Below are 22,350 nucleotides of genomic sequence, written 5' to 3'. Positions count from 1 at the left end.
ATGCACCACTTGGCTGTCATCGCCACACTGATCCTCTCCCTCTTCACCAATCCGGTGTCCGGCTCCTTCTCCGACACGTTCGCCGACCCGTCGGTGATCCGCGGGCAGGACGGCTACTGGTACTCCTACGGCACCTCGGACCCACTGCGCGAGGGCGAGAAGGTCCTGCACAGGCTGCCGATCGCCCGCTCCAGCGACCTGGTCAACTGGACCTACGTGGGCGACGCGTTCGGGCCGGACAACCTGCCGTCGTACGCGGCGCCGGGCAGCCTGTTCTGGGCGCCGGACATCCGGTACCTCGACGGCCGGTACGTCATGTACTTCACCGTCACCGACACCGCCGGCACGCCCGCCAACTGGGACTACTCGATCGGCGCCGCCACGGCACCCACGCCGACCGGGCCGTGGACGCACATCGACGCCCCGGTCGTCGCCCCGCGCCCCTCGGGCAACTCGTACTGGAACACGATCGACCCCGCGCAGTTCACCGACGTGGACGGGCGCAAGTACCTGTACTTCGGCGGGTTCTTCGGCGGCCTGTGGGTGACCGAGCTGTCCGCCGACGGGCTGCGCGCCACCGGGCAGCCGCAGCAGGTCGCGATCGACAACAAGTTCGAGGGCGCGTACGTGGTGCGCCACGACGCCTACTACTACCTGCTCGGCTCCTCGGCGAACTGCTGCGCCGGGCCGACCACCGGCTACTCGGTGCTGGCCGGGCGCTCGACCAGCCCGCGCGGGCCGTTCGTCGACCGCGAGGGCGTGCCGCTGCTGGCCTCGCGCGCCGGTGGCACCCCCGTCCTGGACCAGAACGGCAACCGCTTCATCGGCACCGGCCACCACGCCCAGCTCACCGACCTTTCCGGTCAGGACTGGATGCTCTACCACGCCATCGATCGAAGCGACCCGTTCCTGGACGAGCCGTACGGGATCAACGAGCGGCCCATGCTGCTGGACCGGCTGGACTGGATCGACGGCTGGCCGGCCGTGCGCGCGGGGGCCGGGCCTTCCGAGCAGTCACGGGAGACGCCGGTGACCCGCGGGGTCGTGGACGATCGGTTCGCGGGCGATCTGTCGGGCTGGCGGAACACGGCCGGCTGGACCGTACAGGATGGACATGTCCGCGGCCAGGGCACGCTCATCAGCCGCACGTCGCTCGGCGGGGACGTCCGCGTCGAGACCGACCTCAAGACGGACAAGTCCGCCGGGATTCGCCTAGGTGGCACGACCGCGGTCGTTTCGCGCGACGGGCTGACGCTCACCTCGGGCGGCGCGTCCCGTACGGTGGCGCTGCCCGGAGGGGCCGCGACCTGGCACAACCTGGCCGTCACCGTCAAGGGACGGACGATCACCGCCGAGGTGACCGAGGACCGGCTCCGTGACCCGCGGGCGAGCGTCACCGTCACCGGCCGCGCGAACGGCCCGATCGGGCTGGTCGCCGACGGGGGCGCCGACTTCGACAACGTCTCCGCCACCCCGCTGTTCAAAGCCGTCACCAAGGCGGCGCCGACGCCGCGTACGGGCAGGCTGCTGGACGCCGACGAGTTCAACGGGCCGCTCGACCCCCGCTGGACCTGGGTGCGGCAGGACGCCGCGGCCAAGGTCGAGGAGGGCGTGCTGCGCTGGCCCGTCCAGGGCGCCGACCTGGTCGGAGCCGGCAACAAGGCGTCGGTGCTGCTGCGTGAAGCCCCCAAGGGCGACTACGTCGTGGAGACCAAGGTCACGCTCGACCTGGGCGAGGACGCCGTACGCAACTACCAGCAGGCCGGCCTGGTCGCCTACGCCTCCGACGACGACTTCGCCCGCCTGTCCCAGGTCGCCATCTGGAACACCCGCCAGGTCGAGTACGGCCGCGAGCTGACCTTCGCCGACCGCCTGTCCTACGGCGGCAACATCGTCGGCCCGCCCGCCAAGACCACCTGGCTGCGGCTGGCGCACCACGTGGACCCGGCCAACGGGGAGCACGAGTTCCGCGCCGGATCCAGCCGCGACGGCAAGACCTGGACCTGGGGCGGCGTGTGGACCTTCCCCAAGGACACGGCCGTGCGCGTCGGCCTGATCGCCCACGGCGGGGCCCAGCCGGCCGTCAACGCCGACTTCGACTACGTACGCGTCTACCGAGGAGCCTGACCTGTGCCGCAAGCACACCTGACCCTTGACCCCTCTTTCCGCATCGCCCCCGTCGACCGGCGCCTGTTCGGCTCGTTCGTCGAGCACATGGGCCGGTGCGTCTACACCGGCATCTACGAACCGGGCCACCCGGCGGCGGACGACAACGGCTTCCGCACCGACGTGCTGGAGCTGACCCGCGAGATGGGCGTGAGCGTGGTCCGCTACCCGGGAGGCAACTTCGTCTCCGGCTACCGCTGGGAGGACGGCGTCGGCCCCGACCGGCCCTCCCGGCTGGACCTGGCCTGGCGGCAGATCGAGACGAACGCGTTCGGGCTCAACGAGTTCATGACCTGGACCCGGGCCGCCGGGGTGGAGCCGATGATGGCCGTCAATCTCGGCACCCGGGGTATCCAGGAGGCCTGTGACCTGCTCGAATACGCCAACCACCCCTCGGGTACGCAGTGGTCGGACCTGCGGGTCAAACACGGAGTGACCAACCCGTACGGGATCAAGCTCTGGTGTCTCGGCAACGAGATGGACGGACCCTGGCAGATCGGCCACAAGACCGCGCACGAGTACGGACGGCTCGCGAACGAGACCGCCAAGGCCATGCGGCTCGTCGACCCCGGCGTCGAGCTGGTGCTGTCCGGCAGCTCCAACAGCGGGATGCCGACGTTCGGCGCGTGGGAGGCCACCGTGCTCGAACACGCCTACGACGCGGTCGACTACCTGTCGCTGCACAACTACTACGAGGAGAACGGCGACCTGCCCGGCTTCCTCTGCAGCGCCGTGGACATGGACCGCTACATCTCGGCCATCGTCGCCACGGCCGACCACATCGGGGCGAAGCTCCGGCGCAAGAAGAAGATCAATCTGTCCTTCGACGAGTGGAACGTCTGGAACCAGAGCCGGTTCACCGGGCGCGAGCACTCGCCGTTCCAGGAGGCGCCGGAGCTGATCGAGGACACCTTCACCGCCGCCGACGCCGTGGTGGTGGGGGACTTCCTGATCACGCTGCTGCGGCACGCCGACCGGGTGAGCATCGCCTGCCAGGCGCAGCTCGCCAACATCATCGCGCCGATCAGGACCGAGCCCGGCGGCCCGGCCTGGCGTCAGACGATCTTCCACCCGTTCGCGCTGACGGCCCGGCACGCGCGCGGCACCGTGCTGCGGGTGGAGCCGTCCGGGCCGCTCCTGGAGACCGAACGGTACGGCGAGGCGCCCGCGCTGTCGGCGGTGGCCACCGTCGACGGGTCCCAGGTGGCGCTGTTCGCCGTCAACCGCTCGCCCGACCAGGACCTCGACCTCACCGTCCGGCTGCCGGCGGCGGTACGGCCGGTGTCGGCCTCGGTGATCGCCGCCGGGGACGACCCGCACCGGGTGGAGGCCCTTCCGCAGCCGCTGACCGTACAGGCTGACGGTGACCGGCTGACGGCGCGGCTGCCCGCCGCCTCGTGGACGATGATCCTCGCGGAGTGCGAAAACTCGCGTTCGTAGACCGGAGACATGACCGGGCTACGCGAAGGCGAGCTCTGCCGAGGCCGCGGTCCAGCTCGCGCTGGAGCGCGGCCTCGGCAACGTCCGGCCGAGGACATGGCCGGGCGTCACGGGGCGGCGGCGGTGGATTGCCGACCGGCGTGGGCCGCCAGGTCGAGGAGGCTCTGGGCGCACACGTCACGAAGCTCGGTACGGCTGATCTCGCGGGTGTCGAGCCAGTCGAGGATGAGCATGCGGCACATGAGGATCCAGCCTCGCAGGGCGACGCGGAGCCGGGGCGTTTCGGGGACTCCGGCCTGGCGCAGGCGGTCGAGGAGACGGTCCTCGTGGCGGCGGGCCTTGTCGGCGATGATGGCGCGGACGTGCTCGTCGGCGGAGGCGGCGCCGGTGTAGGCGGCGCGGATGAGGGTGGCGTTGGCCTCGAAGTGGTCGAGGTAGCGGTCCAGGCCGGCCAGGATCTGCTGTTCGAGGGGCAGGGCGGGGTCGGGGTCGGTGAGGTCGATCATGTGGTCGGCGGTTGCCTGGACCACGGCGCGGAACAGGTCGCGTTTGGTGGCGAAGTAGCGGTACATCAGCCCGCGGGAGACTCCGGCGCGGACGGCGATCTCCTCGATCGAGACCAGGTCGTAGGGGCGCTCGGCGAACAGGCGAGCCCCGACGTCCAGGAGCTGCCGGCGGCGGCCTGCGGGGTCGAGACGGGTACGGCTCCGCGCGGGCTGTGCCATGTCCATCATCTTAGTTGACAGTGGTTCATCAGCGGTGCGAGGCTCCTAGTAAACAGTGATTCATTAACGGGCGAGCCCCCGCTTGTCCTGAGGGAGGCCGTAGAGATGAACGGTGCCCAGGCGCTGCTGCGGACACTGGTCGGCGCGGGAGTAAGGGTGTGTTTCACCAACCCGGGCACGTCGGAGATGCATTTCGTCGCGGCGTTGGACGAGGTCCCGGAAATGCGGGCGGTGCTGGCCCTGTTCGAGGGGGTGGCGACCGGGGCCGCCGACGGGTACGCGCGGATGGCCGGCCAGCCGGCGGCGACGCTGCTGCATCTGGGGCCGGGCCTGGGCAACGGACTGGCGAACCTGCACAACGCGGCCAAGGGCAGGTCCGGCGTGGTCAACATCGTCGGTGACCATGCCACCTATCACGCCCGCTACGACGCGCCGCTGCAGTCCGACATCGCGACGGTGGCACGCAACGTGTCGGGCTGGGTCCGAACGCCGCAGACCACCGCCGAGCTGCCCGGTGTCGCCGCGGAGGCGGTCGCGGTCGCCTCGGGGCCGCCCGGGCAGGTCGCCACGTTGATTCTGCCCGCCGACGTCTCCTGGGAGGACGGCGCCGAACCGGCCCTGCCCGCCGAACCGCCGAAACCGGCCATGGTGGAGCAAGAGGTGGTGCGGCAGATCGCCGCGGTGCTGGGCGGCGGCAACCGGACGGCGCTGCTGCTCGGCGGGCGGGCCCTGCAGGAACGTGGACTGCTCGCGGCCGCGAAGATCGCGGCCGCCTGTGGCGTGCGCGTGCTCGCCGAGACCTTCCCCGCACGATTGGAGCGCGGCGCCGGTCTGCCCGGGGTGGACCGCCTCGCCTATCTGGCCGAGTTCGCCACCACCCAGCTGGCCGACCTCGACGACCTGGTGCTGGTGGACGCCAAGGAGCCGGTGTCGTTCTTCGCCTATCCCGGCAAGCCCAGCCGCCTCGCCCCGGACGGCTGCCGGATCCACCGGCTCACCGGCGGCACCGACGATGTGCCGGGGGCTCTGGAGGCGCTGGTGGAGACGGCGGACGCGACCGGCGCCGCACCGGCCGTACAGCAGCCGGTCACCCCGCAACTCCCCTCCGGGCCGCTGTCGGCACAGAAGGTGTGCCAGGCGATCGGCGCGGTCCTGCCACCCGGCGCGATCATCTCCGACGAGGCCCAGACCTCGGGCATCTTCCTGGCGGCGGCGACCGCCGGAGCGCCGCGGCACGATCTGCTCTGCCTGACCGGCGGCAGCATCGGACAGGGCCTGCCGGTCGCGGTCGGCGCGGCCGTCGCCTGCCCGGACCGGCCGGTGATCGCGCTGGAGGCAGACGGCTCAGCCCTCTACACCCCGCAGGCGCTGTGGACGATGGCGCGGGAGAACCTCGACGTCACGGTCGTGCTGTTCAACAACCGCTCGTACGCGGTGCTGAACATGGAACTCGACCGCGTCGGCGCCGGCTCACCCGGCCCGCGCGCCAAGACCCAGCTGGACCTGTCCGAGCCGCCGGTCGACTTCGTGGCGCTGGCCTCCGGCCTGGGCGTGCCCGCCTCCCGGCCGGACACCGCCGAGGAACTGCTGGCCGACCTGCGGCGCGCGCTCGCCGAGCCGGGGCCGCACCTGATCGAGGCCGTCATCCCGCCGATCTTCTGATCCCCGCGGCGGGCCTTGCCGGTGTCGGGGAACGCGGCGACGGGCCACAACCGTCGAGGAGTTCACGTCGTGGTTGCCGGCCAGGACGCTGTACGGCAGCCTGCCGTCGATGATCTTGAACGCGTCTCCGGCGAGCTTGATCTCGTGCTCGCTGCCGTGCTCGGTCACGTCGCCCAGATGGATCATGAACGCGATGTTCCTGTCCTCTTCGGTCAGGAAGCGGAACGTCTGGCGCAACGGGGCGGGGTCGGAGCTGTCCTCGTCGAAGAGGTACTGCGTGTCGGGCAGCACGCCGATCGTGAACCGCGGGCTGTCCCGGTCGAACCGCCCGCCGCTCGCCGCCTGCGAGGTCGCCGCCTGAGCGGCCGCCGGGCCACCGAGCAGCGTCGCGCCTTCCTACTCGCCGACCCTGGGCGCTGTGCTTCGTGCCCGCGGCGGCCCCCTACCGAAACCCCACTCAAGGTGCTCTCGGTCGGCATGCCGACCACCCCCGTTTCAGGAGATCACCTGATCGACGGCCCGTTGACCATCGTCAGGGGCGGCCGAGGTGCTCCGCGGCGAGGAGCCGTTCCGCCCGGACCTGTGGGCCGCTTATCTTCATATCGGCCCACAGAATTCCTCCATCACCGATCTGGACGACTCCGGCGACCTTGGCGCAGCTCGGTCGCTACCTACCTGCGTGATAGAAGGTTGAGTGTCCCATGGAGCCGCAATATGCGCACGCCCGAGGGTCTCTGGGCGCTCGGTGCTTCTCGCGCTTGGGGCGACTCGGGAGAACCGCGCAAGCGAAGTTGAAGATCCACAATATTACGTAGAGCACTAACCAGCCCAGAACGCCCTCGGGTAGGCGTGGCGGGTTCGCCGATGGTCCGGCGTTTGCCAGGTACCAAGAGGTCGCGAGATCTATAGCCCAACGAATCGGGATAATCATGATAATTGACGCGATTGTGGCCAATATGACGCAGCGCCTCACGTGCCCGTCCATGTGATTACCTCCTGCGACGTGGGCCGCCGACCTGAAACGAGTTAGCCAGCTGAGTCGTACGCGCTCGCGTTGCTACGAGATCAGCCTAGGACAGCCGCCCGACGAGGGGGGCCTCATGGAACCCGCGTTCGACCATGCAGATGATCGAGCGGTCACCGGCTTCCCAGCCGGCTTCACTCGGCCTCGACGAGTTGAACATAAGGGACTCGTCGGACAGTTGCCGCTTCACGCTGTCGCTGAAGTAGGCACCACACGCACTCGCGGCCCATTGCTCAGATATTCCGCCTGCTGGAAAGTCCTCCTCGTCGAATGCGGCAATGCCCACCACCTCCCCATCATGAGACTCTGCACACGACTGCGAGAATACCGCCTGGGGGGAGACTCCGTCGGAATAGCACTCGCCGACCGAAAGTTTTCGGGAGTCCTTCTGCGGGGGCTCCGTGAAGCCTTCGTTCGGCGCAGGTGCGAGAGATGAATCCGACGCCCCCGGTGCCTGTTCAGAGGGTCTTTGCGATTGTCCGATGGACGTGGGATCCGACGGGCCGCGAGAAGTTGCCAGCACAACGAAGCCAAAAAATAAGAAGCCCGCGATGAACACGTACTTGAGACAGCCGAACGAAAAATTCGAGCCATCCTTCATAACGTCGTACCATCCGACGGGAAGGCCTCGAGAATTGATGTCCCTGGGATCTGGCGGCATAGTGGCGATCCTTTGCTGTCCGGCAATCATTCGGCCTTGATCGCGTTGAACCAGGACATATGACGGCATATGCTGATCTTTCGACCTCGGGCCGACTTGGAGCCGAGGCCTTGATGGTACGCCGCCTCCATGGCACGCATCACCTAGATGTCGAAATGTCAGACCATGCCGCTTAATGATGGGTCTATAGATCGACCTACCCCAGCGGGAGAGCACGATTCCTCTTCAGGAAGGATGACTTTCTGTTGCCAGAACCGTGAATATGATCCAAGAAGAATGTGATCTCATTCGGGATGACTGTTCATGGAACCGATCTATCGATGAGCCATAGCGGGACGATAGCCGAATAATAGACATCCTTCACATTTGGCTGTGCCCGATTCGCGCACATAGCGGCTTTCATGGCTCGGGCCGTGTCGCCGAGCAGGCCGACGGACAGTGCGTCTGCCGAAAACTGCATCCATGCAGTTCAAGCGGCGTACCGTAGGTGACGTTCGTTCGACGGCAGGCAGCGGTCAAGTAGCGCACGGCGGCGGATGAGGAGCCGCAGCAGGCGCAGGACCTCGCGGGGCAGCAACAGTGAGCTGATGGCACAGGACGAGAATTTCGACATCCTTGTCCCGATCGCCCATTTCGGCAGGGCAACGCTCGGGAGAAGACCCCCTTATCGCTGCACCACGGCCAGGTAGACGAAGCCCTGCCAGCGGATATCGATCGTGTCAGTGGCCCCACTCGGACAGTACGACGTCGACGAACCTCTCCGGCTGTTCCAGGTGCAGGAAATGCCCAGCGTCCGGCCACACCACAGTCGCGGAGCCGGAGTGTACGGGCAGGCCGGCCTCCCACCGCGCGGCCTCCGGCACGTTGTGGACGGCGAGCACCGGGCACGTCCGCCTGGCCAGGTAGCGTTCCGACTCCCGGCGTACCCCGAAGGCGCCGGGCGCCGTATACATCCCGGCGTAGCACTCGGCCAGCACATGGCCAGGCGTGGCGGCCAGTTGCTCGGCGATCGGACCGGGCAGCGGTCCGAGTTGCCGCAGCGCCGCGGCCGCGCCCTCGGCGCGCAACGCCGCCAACCGCTGTGGGATGAGCCGCTCCTCCGCCTCGTCCGCGCCGTACGCGGGAGCGATGACCACGAGCGCGCTGACCAGCTCCGGATGCTCGACCGCCAGAGCGGTGACCACCTGGGCGCCCATGGAGTGCCCGATGGCCACCACCGGCCCGTCCAGCAGCGGCACCAGGTCGCGGGCCAGGTCGACGGGCCGGTATCCGCGGGCGGGAACCGGCGACCTGCCGTGGCCACGCAGGTCGGGGGCGATCACCCGGCGCTCGCCGAAGTCCAGGGCGCGCCACGTCCGGTGGTCTCCGCCCCAGCCGTGCACCAGAAGCAACGGAGGCCCATCGTGGCCTCGGGTCTCAACGTGCGGCTTCACGCCGAAGTGGCTCCGGGTCTCAATGTGCGGTTTCATAGCGGATCTGCTCGAAGCGCGCCGTGCAGCCCTCGCCCGCCAGGTCCTGCACCCAGAACCCGGCGAACGCCCCGGTGAAGCCGAAAGCCCGCATCTGGCCGTCGATGCGCTCGTCGGCATGCTCGTCCGACAGGATCGTCGCGTCCAGCTCGGGGCCATGGTTGAAGCGCACGACCGGCCCGTCGAACTCCACGCGCAACCTGACCTCGCCTGCCGCGGGGCCGAGCAGGTGCTCGGTGCGGGCGCCCCGGTCGCTGCTGGTCAGCACCAGCCCGTCGGTGGTCACCGCGAGATAGAACCAGTTACGCGAGTTGTAGTACGCGGCGATTCCGGCGGACTGATGGACGGTGCCCGGTTCGAACCGCATGACCGCCTCCAGCGAGCACTTCTGGGCGGTGACCCGGTGGGCGACCAGGCTCGGGTCGCGCAATCCGTACGGTGACTGACCGCCGTGCACGGTGAGGCCGTCGTGGTCGGCGGTCAGCCAGTCCGGCGAAGGGGGCCGCCGGAGCGTGCTCCAGTCCTGCTCCAGCCCGTTCCAGCCGTCGGCCGCCGGCCACGGGTGGGCGGGCAGCGCGGGCGCGGCCACCTCCACGGCGGGCACGCCGCCCGCCACGCGTGGCCAGCCGTCCACCCACTCCACACGCTGCAGCGCGCTCTCGCGGCCGAGCACGCAGGTGCGGTTGTGGTACGGCCGGCCCACGAGGTGGGCGACGTACCACTCCCCCGTCTGCGTCTCGACGAGGCAGCCGTGGCCCGCCTTCTGCAGCTCCAGGCTCGGGTCGTGGCGCGAGGTGAGCATCGGCCCGGCCGGGTCCTCCTCGTACGGCCCCGTCATCGAACGGGAACGCAGCACCGTGACCCCGTGCTCATACCCTGTGCCGCCCTCGGCCACCATCAGGTAGTACCAGCCGTCGATCTTGTACAGGTGCGGCCCCTCGGTGATGTTGCGGTTGGGCAGGATCAGCTGGGGTTCGCCGCCTTCGAGGGGCTGCAACTCGATCCCGGCGAACCCGCGTCCGGGACGGGAGTCGAAGACCATGTTGAGCAGCCAGGTCCGGCCGTCCTCGTGGTAGAGGGAGGCGTCGAAGCCGCGGCCGGGCAGCCGGACCGGGTCGGACCACGGCCCCTCGATCGAGGGCGCGGTGACCAGGTAGTTGGCGATGTCCTTGTAGCCGAGGGCGTAGTTGTCCATCACGCCGTAGACCAGGTGGAACAGCCCGTCGTGGTAGGTCAGGTCGGGCGCCCAGACGCCGCCGGAGTCCGGCACGCCGGACAGGTCGAGCTGCCCGCGCTCGGTCAGGATGCCGCCGAGCGGGCGCCAGTTCACCAGGTCGCGGGAGTGGTGGACGCGTACGCCGGGATACCACTCGAACGTCGAGGTGGCCAGGTAGTAATCCGCCCCCACCCGCACGATCGACGGGTCGGGGTGGAAGCCGGGTAGGACGGGATTGCGGATCAAGCTCATTCCTCCGAGAAAAGCACGACTGTGCTCATCGGTGCTACCTCGCCGTTTACTGACGCTTAAGGACCTCGCCGTTCACTGACCCTTGAGGTACGCGTCGGCCTGCTTGGCCATCTCCGCCTGGAGCTTGGCCAGGCCCGCCCGGTCCAGCGCCTTCTTCAGCTTGTCCAGGCCCTGGTCGACGTCCACCGCGCCGATGAACAGCGGGTTGGCGAACTGCGTCATGGCGGCGGTGACCTGGGCGTTCTCCCGCTTCACCGGCTCAGGGTCGGGGACGAAGCTGGCGTACGGGTCGACGGTGAAGTTGTCGATGTCCTGCGCCCAGTCGAACCACTTGGCCTCGGACTCGGTCATCTCCTTGATCCGGCGCTCCAGCTTGGCCCGCCAGGCGAGGGCGAAGCCGGGGAAGGTGTAGGTGGACACCTTCTCGTACTTGTCGTCGCCGACGGGGTTCCAGTCCTTGCCGGGGATGCCGTAGTTGAGCAGGTCGTGGTTCTCCTTGATCGACGCCCAGTCCTGCAGCTGCATGGCCTTCCCGTTGCTCTGGCCCTTGGCGTTGAGCACGACGAAGTTGTCGCTCTGGAAGGTCTGGTACGGCTTGGCGTTCGCGCCGCCCTTGAGCGGCATCACGTTCGCGATCATCGCGCCGGGGACGTTCTTGGTCAGCTCGGGCAGGGCCGCGGAGGACAGGCCGTCGGTCATGGCCCAGGCGGTGGCGACGCGACCGGCCTTGAACTGGGAGTCCAGCGCCTTGGAGTCGAGGGTGAGCGCGTTCTTGTTGAACAGCCCGTCCTGGTAGTACTTCCGGACCAGGCGCAGCGCGTCCATCATGCCCGGCGCCTCCCAGAACGGGATCGGGTGGGACGAGCCGGTCTGCTTGCCGTCGGCGGCCAGCACGAAGTTGAGCGACTCGCCGGTGAAGGAGGCGAGGCTCATGGTGGGGTTATCCCACATGTACGGGTTGAGCCAGCCCACCGGGTTCCACGCCACCAGCAGCTTGGGCAGCCGGGAGTTCAGCCCGATCGGGGTGATGTCCTTGTTCTTCTGCTTGACGTCGTACCAGAACTTCTCCAGCCCCGCGAAATCCGTGATGTCGCTCATGCCGTACTTGTCGGCCAGGTCCTGGCGGATGCTGAAGTGGTGGAAACGAGCGACCGAGTTGATCTGGGGCACGCCGTAGAGTTTGCCGCTCCACCGGTTCAACTCGATGATCTTCGGGTCGATCGTGGCGGTCAGGTTGGGGTACTTGCCGCTGGACAGCAGGCTGCTCAGTTCGACGATCGAGCCGCTCGCCGCCAGCTGGGTCATGTTGAGCCAGCGCGCCTGCAGCGCGGTGTCGAACTTCTCCCCCGCGGTGAACTTCAGCAGCGCCTGCTGGCCGTAGCTGGTCCACGGGATGAACTGCGGTTTGATGGTGAAGCCCAGGTCGGCCTGGAGCTTCTTGTTGACCTCGGCCAGCACGGCGTCCCAGCCGGCCGGCACGTCGCCGGGCAGCAGCAGGCTCAACGCGAGCGCGCCGCCGGCCTGGTTGCCGGCGGCCTTCGGCTGGGAGGAGCAGGCGGCGAGGAGGGCGGCTACGGACAGGCCGCCGCCGGCGGCCAGCAGGCCACGCCGGGACATGGTGGGGTTGGACACGGTAACTCCAGAAGGTGGGGGGAATCAGCCTTTGGTGGCGCCGAGGGTGATGCCCTTGACGAAGTAGCGCTGGGCGAAGGGGTAGGCGAGCAGGATCGGCCCGATGGCGACGGTGGTCAGGGCCAGGCGGAGCTGGTAGACGGGGGTGGCCGTCTCGGCCAGCTGCGGCAGCATCTGCGTGAAGGAGATGTTGGAGATGAGGTTCTGCAGCACCAGCGGCAGCGGGAACTTGTGCACGTCGTCGATGAACAGCAGCGCCATGAACCAGTCGTTCCAGTAGTGCACGGCGTAGAACAGGCCCACGACGGCCAGGATCGGCTTGGACAGCGGCAACGCGATCGTGAAGAACATGCGCAGCTCGCCCGCGCCATCGATCTTGGCCGATTCGAAGATCGACTCCGGTAGCTGACGGAAGGCGCTGACCTGCACGAAGACCAGGAAGGGCATGACCAGCAGCGGCAGGATGACCGAGAAGTAGCTGTTCTGCAGGTGCAGGTACTGCGTCACCAGCAGGTAGAGGGGGACGAGACCGCCGGAGAACAGCATCGGCAGGTAGGAGAAGACGGTCAGCGGCCGGCTGATGCCGGGCACCCGGCGGGCGATCACCCAGCTCAGGCCCGAGGTCACCGCCAGGGACAGCGCCGAGCCCACCACGGTGATGAAGACACTGGCGAGGTAGGCGTCCAGCACCGCGGGACCCGTGAAGATCATTTCGTAGGCGGTGAAATCGAAATCCGGGAAAAGGCTGTATCCGGTCGTGGCCAGCTCGGACTCGCTGGTGAACGATCCCGAGATGATCATCCAGAAGGGGATGGCACAGCACAGCACGGCCAGGCCGACGCCGATGATGCTGAAGACGGTGAACGGTTCCAGCTTTCTGCCGCTCATAGGATGCTGGTCTCCTTGGAGTACTTGCGCTGGATCAGCACCGCGATCACCACGAGGATGAAGCCGACGACCGACTGGAACAGGCCGATCGCGGCGGTGGTGCCGAAGTCGCCGAGCTGTCGCAGGGCGCGGAAGACGTAGGTGTCGATGACGTCGGTGTTCTCGAACAGGGTGCCGTTGTCGCCGATGATCGCGTAGATGGTGCCGAAGTCGCCGTAGAAGATCCGGCCGACCCCCAAGACCAGCAGCACCGCGCCGGTGGGCTTGAGCAGCGGCAACGTGATGCGCCAGGCCATCTGGGCCCGCGAGGCGCCGTCGATCATCCCGGCCTCGTAGACCTCTTCCGGGATGCCAGTGATCGCGGCCAGGAAGATGACGCTGAGGTAGCCGCCGAGCTGCCAGACCTTCACCACGGTGAGGATCCACGGCCACGGTCCCGGCTCGGTGTACCAGTCCACCGTGGGCAGTCCGAAGCCGGCCATGGCGTCGTTGACCGCTCCTCCCCCGCCGGAGGCCCCGGCGAGCAGGACCTGCAGGATGATGCTGATCACGACCGGGGAGACGAAGTAGGGGAAGAAGACCACGGACTGGGAGGCCCGCTTGAAGAAGGTGCCGCGGATCTCGTTCAGCATGATCGCCAGGAGGATCCCGGCGGCGAGCGTCGCACCCAGGAACAGCACATTGAGGAAGAGCGTGTTGAACAGGATCCGCGCCGCGTCCCCGGACTCCAGGAAGTAGGCGAAGTTCGCCAGCCCGTTCCACGGGCTGCCGAAGATCCCCAGGTTGACGTCGAACTCCTTGAACGCCACCACTAGCCCGGCCATCGGCAGGTAGTTGAAGACCAGGAAGAAGCCGACCGCCGGCAGCGCGAGCAGCCCGACCGACCAACTCGTCCGGCCCGTCACCTTGCCACGTGTACGGCGTTCGCGTGCGGGCGGCCCGGAAGGCGGACTCGTCCGAGACTCATGTCTCGTCTTTAGCGTGCTCATCACCTAAGTCCCGTCTGAGGGGCAGCAGCTGACTCTCGAAGTGCGATAGAAACCGGTAGCTGCGAACGCTACGACTGAGTGACGCCTGCCTACAAGGCCGCGTTACGGATACGTTACAAACGGGCCAACATCCTGGCACAACGTCATCCGTTGACCGGAGATGGCCGTGCCTCTAGCGTAGAAACCGATATCTATCGAATGGAGGGCTCAGCCCGTGTCCCCACGCCCGAAGGCGCTGTTCGCCATGCGCGAGGAACACCTCGCACTGCTCTTCCCCGCGCCCTTGCTGCGGCGGCTGGACACACTGGCCGACATCGACGTGACACTGGTCGCCGAGCGCTTCGACGATCCGCGGCTGGACCTGGCCGACACCGAGATCCTCATCACCGGCTGGGGCTGCCCGCCGCTCGACGAGGCGGTGCTGGCCGCCGCACCACGCCTGCGGGCCGTGCTGCACGCCGCCGGTTCGGTGAAGGGCCTGGTCGCCCCCGTTTGCTGGGAACGCGGCCTGCTGGTCTCCTCTGCGGCAGCGGCCAACGCCGTCCCGGTGGCGGAGTACACTGTCGGCACGATCTTGTTGGCGGGCAAGGGGGTCTTCGCTCTGGGCGAGCGCTACCGGCGCGAACGCGGCTTCACCCTGGCCAAGATCGAGCCACTGGTCGGCAACAACGGCCGTAGGGTCGGCATCGTAGGCGCCTCGCAAATCGGGCGCCGGGTGATCGAGCTGCTGGCGCCGTACGATCTGGACCTGTGCCTCTACGACCCGTACACCCGGGTTCCCGGAGTGCGGCGAGCCTCGCTCGAGGAGCTGCTGCGCCGCAGCGACATCGTCAGCCTGCACGCGCCCGCCACCCCGGAGACCCGGCACATGCTGGATCGCACCCGGCTGGCGCTGATGCCGGACGGCGCGGTGCTGATCAACACCGCCCGTGGATCGCTGGTCGACACCGACGCGCTGGTCGCCGAGCTGAAGTCCGGGCGGCTGTCGGCGATCCTCGACGTCACCGAGCCCGAGCCGCTGCCGCCCGGCTCGCCCCTGTTCGACCTGCCCAACGCCTTTCTCACTCCCCACATCGCCGGCTCGCACGGCAACGAGGTGGCCCGGATGGGGACCTTGGTCCTGGACGAGCTGGAACGCCTGACCACCGGGCAGCCTCTGGCGCACCGGGTGACCGCTGACGACCTGGACCGGGTGGCTTGATGAATGCCGATCGTGCCACCGTCCGCGACGTGGCCGCCCGGGCCGGAGTCTCCCCCTCCACGGTGTCCCGGGTGATCAAGGGGGACTACCCGGTCGCCCAGTCCACCAAGACACGGGTGCTGCGGGCCATGCGAGAGCTGGACTACGTGCTCAACGTGCACGCCCGCGCCCTGTCCGGGGCCAGCACCAAGATGGTGGCGTTCGTACTGGACGACGTCACCGGCCCGTCCTTCGCCTACGTCGCCAAGGGCGTGGAGCAGCAGGCCACCGCCGAGGGACGCCTGTGCATGGTGTGCGCCACGAACGGCGACCCGGCCCGGGAGCTGGCCGTGGTCGAGGCCATGCGCGAGCAGCGCGCCGACGCGGTCATCCTGGTCGGCGGCGGCGCGCTGGACGACGCCTACCGCGAACGCATGTCCCACTTCGCCCACGCCCTGGACAAGGCCGGCTCCCGGCTCGTCCTGTGCGGGCGGCCGCCGCTGGGCGACGACGTGCCCACCACCGTGGTCGAGTACGACAACGAGGGCGGCGCCTTCGCCATGACCAGCCACCTGCTCTCCCAGGGACACCGGCAGATCGCCCTGATCGGCGCCGACCACCCCGGCCAGGCGAGCACGACCAAGCTCGACCGGGTGCGCGGGTTCGTCCGGGCCCACGAGTCGTTCGGGGTGGCCTACGACCCGGACCTGATCGTCCCGGCGGGCTTCGGCCGCGCCGACGGACACACCGCCGCCCGCCGGCTGATCACCCTCGGCGCCCCGTTCACCGCCGTCTTCGCCGCCACCGACATGGTCGCCATCGGCGTGCTGGCCGCACTGCGCGAGGCCGGACTACGCGTGCCCGAAGACGTGTCGCTGGCCGGCTACGACGACATCCCGTTCGCCGCCGACCTCTCCCCCGGCCTCACCACCGTACGCATCCCCACCGAGGAGCTGGGCAGGACCGCGGTCAGGCTCGCGCTCGACCGCCGGCAATCCCAGCACGTCGTCCTGGGCACCCACATCGTGGTCCGAGGCTCGGTCGGCCCCGCCACCCCGCGCTGACCGCACGAGACCCGTCGTCAGGACGGCGGGTCCTCGGAGGCGGGCATGGTGAAGAACCTCAGGAACACCGGCCGCGCCCCCGGCGGCGCGTCCTCCTGCGCGCGGCCGAATCTGGACAGCAGTTCCATGTACGCCTCGAAGAACTCGTCGAGCTCTTCCCGGGTCAGGTGAGTGAGCCCCCGGGACGCCTTCGCCCAATCCCCGTACCGCTGGTGGTCTCGGAAGAAGCGCCGGGCGAGTTCCAGCTCCTGCTCGACCTTGAACTCGGTGATCTCGTCGAGGAGCTTCTGTGACTCCTCGTCCATCTCACCCGGCGGGGGCCACCTCAGGTCGGCGCTGATCTGCCGCCACCAGCGCTCCTTTCCGTTCGACCGCTCGGGGATCTCCTCGATGAACCCGTTGCGCTCAAGCTGGCGCAGGTGATAGCTGAGCGTCCCGGTGTTCTCGCCGAGTGCCCGGCCGAGCGTGGTGGACGTGGCCGGGCCGTGGATGCCGAGATGCCGCAGGATGCGCTGTCGCAGCGGATGGCCGAGCGCCTTGTGCGCACCTGGATCACTGAGCTGCCGGATCGACGGTCTGTTCGCCACGGTGTGAGCCTACAGCCATATTGCAGAATTTTCGCTGCAGCATTTCTTCTGCAATACTCCGTCGCTATGACGCAGGCGACAAGGAGTGACCGAGGATGACATCAGTGGCCGCGGACGAGCAGGCCGGGCGGCACGCATCGAGACGGCGCTCACTCGTTGCCGGACTTCTGGCCCTGGGCGTGCTTCTGCTGATCGCCGTCGGCGCGATCAGGGACACCACCCCCACCGCCGTGAGCCCGGCCACCGCCCCGGACCGGGAGTTCAGCGCGCAGCGGGCCTTCTCCCAGGTCGAGCGCTTCGCCGTCAAACCGCACCCCGTCGGCACGGCCGAGCACACCCGGGTCCGCGACTACCTGGTCGGCGAGTTGCGGCGGCTGGGCCTGCGGCCCGAGGTGCAGGAGGCGGTCGGCGTCTCACCCATAGACGAGCAGGGCGACCCCATCACCGCCGGGCGCGTCTTCAACATCGTCACCGTGATACCCGGGACCGCTCCCACGGGCCGCGTCTTCGTCACCGCTCACTACGACTCGGTCCCCGAGGGGCCGGGCGCCAACGACGACGGGGCCGGTACGGCGAGCGCGATCGAGACGGCCAGGGCGCTGGTCGCGGACGGTACACGGTTGCGCAACGACGTCGTGTTCCTCATCACCGACGCCGAGGAGGCCGGGCTCCTGGGTTCGGAGGCGTTCGTCAAAGACCACCCGCTCGCACGGGGGCGGAGCGTGGTGCTCAACAACGAGGCGCGCGGGGCCAAGGGGCCGGTGCTGATGTTCCGGAGCACGGAGTCGAACTCCGGCCTGATCTCCATGTTCGGATCGGCGGCGCCCATGCCCGTGGCCGACTCCGTGTACGCCGAGCTCATGAAACTGCTCAACAACGACACCGACTTCACCGCCTTCAAACCCGGCGGGATGGCCGTGCTGGACTCCGCCTACGCCAACGCGGGAACCCTGTACCACAGTGTCCTCGACGACCCCGCGCACGTCGATCTCGCGGCACTGCAGCAGATGGGCGACAACACGCTGGCGCTCGTGCGGGCGTTCGGCGGCACCGACCTGGCCCGGCTGACCACCGGGAACGACCTGGTCTACTTCAACCTCCCGCCCGGCCTGCTGGTCCGCTATCCGACCTGGGTGGCCACCCTGCTGGGCGCCGTCGCCCTGCTGGCGGCGCCGGCACTGATCTTCCTGGCCCGCCGCCGGGGCGTGGTCACCTTGCGGCGCACTCTCCTCGGCACCGCGCTCGCCCTGATCCCGATCGGGCTCGGGGTGGGCGTCGGCGTCTTCTTCTGGGACCTGCTCAAGATGATCCGGCCCGAGTTCAGCGGAACCGCCACCACGACGCCGTATCGGCCGGAGCTGTTGTGGCTCGCCGTGCTGATGCTCGCGGGCACCATCCTCATCGCCTGGTACGCGTTGCTGCGCCGTCGCGTCGGCTCCGCCGAACTGGCGCTGGGCATGCTGACCTGGGCGGCCCTGATCGGTTTCGGACTCGGCATCGTGTCACCCGGAGCGTCGCACCTCGCCGCCTGGCCCGCCTTGGGGGCGGCGCTGGGCGGGCTGGCCGCACTCCGCTGCCCGCCGAGGTGGCGCGTCCTCGTGCTCGCCGCCGGTCTCCTACCGGGCGCGCTGATCCTGCTGCCCAGCGCGTGGAACACCCTGCCGACCGGCCTGCAGTACGCGGGCTACGCCCCCATGCCGCTGACGATCCTGTTCGGCGGCCTCTTGCTGCCGCTGATCGAGGTGGTCTGGCCGCGCAGGCGTGCCCCGCTGGTCCCGCTGATCGCGCTGGTCGTCTCCATCGCCCTGGTAGCGGCGGGTCTGCTGGTCGAGCCGGTCGACAAGGAGCACCCACGGCGTACCAGCCTGGCGTACGGCCTCGACGCGGACACCGGCAAGGCCGTCTGGCTGACCTCGAAGGCGCCCGACCAGTGGGCCCGTCGTTATGGCGGCGCCGACGCGACCGGCCGGCCGATGGCGGAGCTGTGGGGCGGCGGGTCCAAGCTCCTCAGCCCGGCGAAGGCCGCCGCGCTGCCGGCGCCCTCGCTGCGGGTGCTAGCGGACACGACCCAGCAGGGCGTGCGAACCCTGCGCGTCCGGATCCACTCCGAGCGCGGAGCGGACACGGTCGGCTTGCGGGTGTACGGGGACAGCGCGACGGTGCGTTCGCTGACCGTCGAGGGCCGCTCCATGACGCCCGATCCGGCGGGCTTCGTCTTCCACGCCCCGGGATCGGCGGGTGTCGAGGCGTCGTTGACCATCAAAGCTGCCAGCGACGAGATCCGGCTGCGGGTCACCGATGTGAGCCGGAATCCCAGTGAGATGTCCGCGCTGCCGGGCTTCATCACCCCACCGGACTGGCTGTTCCTCGGCGACACCAGGATCTCCGTCACCAAGGCCTACACCGTGTGACGACCCAACCTGGCGACGGCGGCGTCGGTGACCGGGGTGAAGAAGTTGACGAGGTTGCCGTCGGGGTCGCGGAACAGCAGCGACCGGTTGCCCCAGGGCATCGTGGTGGGCTCGGTGACGAAGTCGGTGACGAACCCGGTCAGGTTCTGGTGCACGCGGTCCACGTCGTCGACCAGCAACTCGATGATCACGCTGTGGTTGTCGGCCGGGCGGGCGGACCCGGGAGCGAACAGCGGCACCGTACGGGTGCCGGCGATCGCCAGCGTGGCGGTGGAGGTCTTCAGCTCGGCGAAGTCCTCCGTGGACCAGACCGCCGCCACCCCGGTGACCTTCTCGTAGAACTCGACGAGGCGGGCGACATCCCCGGTGATGATGCGGATCGAGACGAAGTCCATGGTGTTCCCCCTGAAGTCGTTGCGCCTTGGCGCTTCGTACATTAGGGGCAATACTGGACAGAATCGGTCCACTATCGGCCATAGGCTCGAAGACATGTCTCGTCCAACCGGTCGCGTACTCACCCTCCTGGAACTGCTGCAGTCGGGCGGCACCCGGACGATGGCCGAACTCGCCGACCGCCTCGACGTCGACGGCCGCACCGTGCGGCGGTACATCGACCAGCTCATCGACCTCGGCATGCCCATCGAGGCGGTGCGTGGCCGCTACGGCGGGTACCGTCTCGGCCGCGGCTACCGGCTGCCACCGCTCATGCTCAACGACGACGAGGCGCTGGCGGTGCTGCTCGGCCTGATCGCCGGTCGGCGTACGGGGTTGGCGACGTCGACCGACACCGCGAGCGAGACGGCGGCGGCCAAGATCCGGCGGGTGCTTCCCGAACGTCTCGCCCGCGGGCTCGACACGGTCCTGGAATCCCTCGCCTTCACCAAGCCGGCCGGCGAGCCGGTCACGCCGGACGCCGGGACCCTGCTCACCGTCGCCGACGCGGTGCGCCACCGCCGTCCCGTCTCGATCAGGTACACCGATCGGGACGGCCGGCGCAGCGACCGCACGCTGCATCCGTACGGGATCGTCAACCACTCGGGCCGCTGGTACGTCACCGGCGCGGACCCCTCGATCGGCGAGAACCGGACCTTCCGCCTCGACCGCGTCACGGACGCCAGAACCCTGCCCGGCTCCTTCGAGGTACCCGCCGGGCTGGACCCGGCGCAGCGTGTCCTGTCGGGGCTCGCCACGGCCTCCTACCGGTACGAGGTGACCTTGCGGATACACGGGACGGTCGAGCAGATCCGCGCCCGCCTTCCCGCGAGCGTGGCGGAGATCTCCTCCACCGCGGACGAGGATCCGGCGGCCGAGCGCTGGCTGCGCGTCGAGCTGCGGGCCGAACGGCTCGACTGGTTGCCCGCGGTGCTCGCCGCGCTCGACCGGCCGTTCGTCATCGAGCGTCCCGACGAACTACGCGACCTCGTCGTCGCGCTCGCCGACCGGCTCGCGTCCCACGCCCGCCGAACCTGACAGCCCACACCGTGGCCCGCCACGACCCCCGCGTGGATCGCCCGAACGCCGAAGGTGCCGATCGGTTCAGCTGGTCGGGCGTGCTGGGTGCAGGGCCGCGAACCAGCGGCCCTGCTCCTGCCAGCTCTCGGCGAGGTCGAAGCCGCTGGATTCGGCGAGCCGGCCGATGTCGTCGGCCGACACCACGGCCCAGGCGAACCAGTCGCCCGCGACATCGGCACGGCGCAGGCGGACCCGGTCGACCCGGCTGGTCACGCCCGGGGGTTCGACCTCGGCGACGACCTCGCCGCCTGGCCGTACCAGCTCGCGCACCCGGCGCAGCAGGACACGTGGATGTCCGCCGATGCCGATGTTGCCGTCGGCGAGCAACGCGGTCTGCCAGCTTCCCGTCCGGGGGATCACGTCGAAGACGCTCCGGAGCAGCGCGTAGCCGCCCGCTCGCCGGGTCAGGTGTACGGCGCGCGGCGCGATGTCGATGCCGAGAGCGTGCACGCCCCGATGGCTCAACGCGACGGTCAGCCTGCCGGGACCCGATCCGATGTCGAGTGTGGGGCCCGTGCACCGGCTCAGCATCGCCTCGTCCCCGTCGATCGGCTCGAACCAGCAGGCCACGTTCAGCGGCCGACGTGTGCCGTCGGCGTGCTCGATCTCGACGGTGGCGCCGGACAGTGCCTCGGCGTAGATCTCGCCTATCATCGGCGCGCGCCCGCCTCGGCCGGCAGCGCCACCCTGGCGGGCGGTGTCAGCTGAGCCGATGGTGTCACCTCAGCCGACGGCGCCACCTCGGCCAGTGTCGCCGCGAAGCGGGAGCCGGGGGCTTCGGCGGCGACGTGGAAGGCGTCGGCCGCGGTGTCGATGTCGGTCAGTTCGGGCAGGTGCCGAACGCTCAGGCCGGCTTCCGCGAGCCGGTCGAGCTGGGCGCGGCCGGTGTACGGCTGGGACATGGGCACCCCGAGGAGCAGACGGGGGCCGGGCCGCCGCAGGCCGAGCAGCCAGAAGCCGCCGTCGGCCGCCGGGCCGTAGACCGCGTCGTGCTCGACCAGGGCGCTGGTGGCCGCGTCCAGCAGAGCGGGGCTGACCTGCGGTGTGTCCATGCCGATGAGCACGACCGGCTCGGGGCGCAGCCGGTAGACATCGGTGAAGGCGGCGGCCAGGCGCTCGTCCAAGCCGTTCCCGCGCTGCGGGATGACCACGAAGCCGTCGGGCAGCCAGTTGCCGGGCAGTCCGTCCAGGGCCAGGACACGTTGGGTGGCGGGCGCCCGTGCCACGGTGGTCAGGCTGTCCGCCAGTGACGCCTCGGCGAGGCGGGCCGCCTGGCCCGGCGTGAACGGTGGCGTCAGGCGGGTCTTGACGCGGCCCGCGACTGGTTCCTTGGCGATGACCACGAGCTGCGCCGCCCCTGAAGTGATCTTCATGGTCCGACAGTAGGGCCGGTGACCTGGGGCGACTCTTACAGGGTTGTTACGGGCAGCCGTCTCTTACGGGGTTGTTACGGGTGGCCGTCGCGGCGGTCC

18 protein-coding genes and 1 pseudogene are annotated in these 22,350 nt (G+C 69.2%); 7 read left to right on the top strand and 12 right to left on the bottom strand.

Features of this window, described 5'->3' with window-relative positions; genetic code table 11:
- Both AB0B61_RS33365 and AB0B61_RS33360 read left to right on the top strand, forming a co-directional pair.
- Positions 1-2,127, top strand: a complete 2,127-nt coding sequence (locus AB0B61_RS33365) for a family 43 glycosylhydrolase (RefSeq protein WP_358440376.1) — start codon at positions 1-3, stop codon at positions 2,125-2,127.
- Positions 2,128-2,130: 3 nt separating this feature from the next.
- A complete protein-coding gene (locus AB0B61_RS33360) occupies positions 2,131-3,606 on the top strand; it encodes an alpha-N-arabinofuranosidase (RefSeq protein ID WP_358440373.1) in 1,476 nt (491 codons plus the stop codon).
- Between the two features lie 107 nt (positions 3,607-3,713).
- On the opposite strand, the gene AB0B61_RS33355 is transcribed toward AB0B61_RS33360, so the two are convergent.
- Positions 3,714-4,331 carry a helix-turn-helix domain-containing protein gene (locus tag AB0B61_RS33355; protein WP_358440371.1) on the bottom strand — a complete coding sequence of 206 codons (618 nt, stop codon included), beginning with the start codon at positions 4,329-4,331 and terminating at the stop codon, positions 3,714-3,716.
- A gap of 105 nt (positions 4,332-4,436) precedes the next feature.
- On the opposite strand from AB0B61_RS33355, the gene AB0B61_RS33350 reads away from it, so the two are divergent.
- Positions 4,437-5,993, top strand: a complete 1,557-nt coding sequence (locus AB0B61_RS33350; protein WP_358440368.1) for an acetolactate synthase large subunit — start codon at positions 4,437-4,439, stop codon at positions 5,991-5,993.
- A gap of 87 nt (positions 5,994-6,080) precedes the next feature.
- Here the strand turns inward: AB0B61_RS33350 and AB0B61_RS33345 are convergent.
- From AB0B61_RS33345 to AB0B61_RS33315, 7 genes and pseudogenes are all read right to left on the bottom strand, one after another.
- Positions 6,081-6,284: pseudogene (locus AB0B61_RS33345) on the bottom strand (Tat pathway signal sequence domain protein); the annotation flags it as partial.
- Between the two features lie 779 nt (positions 6,285-7,063).
- Positions 7,064-7,618 (bottom strand): septum formation family protein, encoded by a 555-nt coding sequence (locus AB0B61_RS33340; protein WP_358440366.1) that lies wholly within the window; start codon positions 7,616-7,618, stop codon positions 7,064-7,066.
- 779 nt (positions 7,619-8,397) lie between these two features.
- Positions 8,398-9,069 carry an alpha/beta hydrolase gene (locus tag AB0B61_RS33335; RefSeq protein WP_358440364.1) on the bottom strand — a complete coding sequence of 224 codons (672 nt, stop codon included), beginning with the start codon at positions 9,067-9,069 and terminating at the stop codon, positions 8,398-8,400.
- A gap of 61 nt (positions 9,070-9,130) precedes the next feature.
- Positions 9,131-10,609 carry a glycoside hydrolase family 43 protein gene (locus tag AB0B61_RS33330; RefSeq protein WP_358440361.1) on the bottom strand — a complete coding sequence of 493 codons (1,479 nt, stop codon included), beginning with the start codon at positions 10,607-10,609 and terminating at the stop codon, positions 9,131-9,133.
- 78 nt (positions 10,610-10,687) lie between these two features.
- Entirely contained in the window at positions 10,688-12,247 is a 1,560-nt protein-coding gene (locus AB0B61_RS33325; protein WP_358440358.1) for a DUF3502 domain-containing protein, read from the bottom strand.
- A 24-nt stretch (positions 12,248-12,271) separates the two neighbouring features.
- The gene (locus AB0B61_RS33320; protein ID WP_358440355.1) at positions 12,272-13,135 is read right to left on the bottom strand and encodes a carbohydrate ABC transporter permease; all 864 of its coding nucleotides are present in this window, start codon (positions 13,133-13,135) and stop codon (positions 12,272-12,274) included.
- Entirely contained in the window at positions 13,132-14,040 is a 909-nt protein-coding gene (locus AB0B61_RS33315; protein WP_358440353.1) for an ABC transporter permease subunit, read from the bottom strand. The genes AB0B61_RS33320 and AB0B61_RS33315 overlap by 4 nt, the downstream gene beginning before the upstream one ends.
- A 298-nt stretch (positions 14,041-14,338) precedes the next feature.
- Between AB0B61_RS33315 and AB0B61_RS33310 the strand changes: the two genes are divergently transcribed.
- Positions 14,339-15,325, top strand: coding sequence for a hydroxyacid dehydrogenase (locus tag AB0B61_RS33310; RefSeq protein ID WP_358440350.1), 987 nt, complete (start codon positions 14,339-14,341; stop codon positions 15,323-15,325).
- On the top strand, positions 15,325-16,368 hold the full coding sequence (locus tag AB0B61_RS33305) for a LacI family DNA-binding transcriptional regulator (protein ID WP_358440347.1): 1,044 nt from the start codon (positions 15,325-15,327) through the stop codon (positions 16,366-16,368). Before AB0B61_RS33310 ends, AB0B61_RS33305 begins: the two co-directional genes overlap by 1 nt.
- A 17-nt stretch (positions 16,369-16,385) precedes the next feature.
- On the opposite strand, the gene AB0B61_RS33300 is transcribed toward AB0B61_RS33305, so the two are convergent.
- On the bottom strand, positions 16,386-16,955 hold the full coding sequence (locus AB0B61_RS33300) for a helix-turn-helix domain-containing protein (RefSeq protein WP_358440345.1): 570 nt from the start codon (positions 16,953-16,955) through the stop codon (positions 16,386-16,388).
- 95 nt (positions 16,956-17,050) lie between these two features.
- On the opposite strand from AB0B61_RS33300, the gene AB0B61_RS33295 reads away from it, so the two are divergent.
- Positions 17,051-19,366 carry a M20/M25/M40 family metallo-hydrolase gene (locus AB0B61_RS33295; protein WP_358440342.1) on the top strand — a complete coding sequence of 772 codons (2,316 nt, stop codon included), beginning with the start codon at positions 17,051-17,053 and terminating at the stop codon, positions 19,364-19,366.
- Here AB0B61_RS33295 and AB0B61_RS33290 read toward each other — a convergent pair.
- On the bottom strand, positions 19,354-19,761 hold the full coding sequence (locus tag AB0B61_RS33290) for a VOC family protein (RefSeq protein ID WP_358440340.1): 408 nt from the start codon (positions 19,759-19,761) through the stop codon (positions 19,354-19,356). The genes AB0B61_RS33295 and AB0B61_RS33290 overlap by 13 nt on opposite strands.
- Positions 19,762-19,855: 94 nt before the next feature.
- Here AB0B61_RS33290 and AB0B61_RS33285 point away from each other — a divergent pair, with 94 nt between their 5' ends.
- Positions 19,856-20,836 carry a YafY family protein gene (locus AB0B61_RS33285; RefSeq protein ID WP_358440337.1) on the top strand — a complete coding sequence of 327 codons (981 nt, stop codon included), beginning with the start codon at positions 19,856-19,858 and terminating at the stop codon, positions 20,834-20,836.
- Between the two features lie 66 nt (positions 20,837-20,902).
- Here the strand turns inward: AB0B61_RS33285 and AB0B61_RS33280 are convergent, their stop codons facing one another.
- Positions 20,903-21,532, bottom strand: a complete 630-nt coding sequence (locus tag AB0B61_RS33280; RefSeq protein WP_358440335.1) for a methyltransferase domain-containing protein — start codon at positions 21,530-21,532, stop codon at positions 20,903-20,905.
- Positions 21,529-22,251, bottom strand: a complete 723-nt coding sequence (locus tag AB0B61_RS33275; protein ID WP_358440332.1) for a TIGR04282 family arsenosugar biosynthesis glycosyltransferase — start codon at positions 22,249-22,251, stop codon at positions 21,529-21,531. The genes AB0B61_RS33280 and AB0B61_RS33275 overlap by 4 nt, the downstream gene beginning before the upstream one ends.
- Between the last annotated feature and the right edge of the window lie 99 nt (positions 22,252-22,350).

This window comes from Nonomuraea sp. NPDC049158 (assembly GCF_040648335.1).
Lineage (GTDB): Bacteria > Actinomycetota > Actinomycetes > Streptosporangiales > Streptosporangiaceae > Nonomuraea.
Note: the sequence above shows the minus strand (reverse complement) of the source record. Positions and strands in the feature narration are given on the sequence as shown.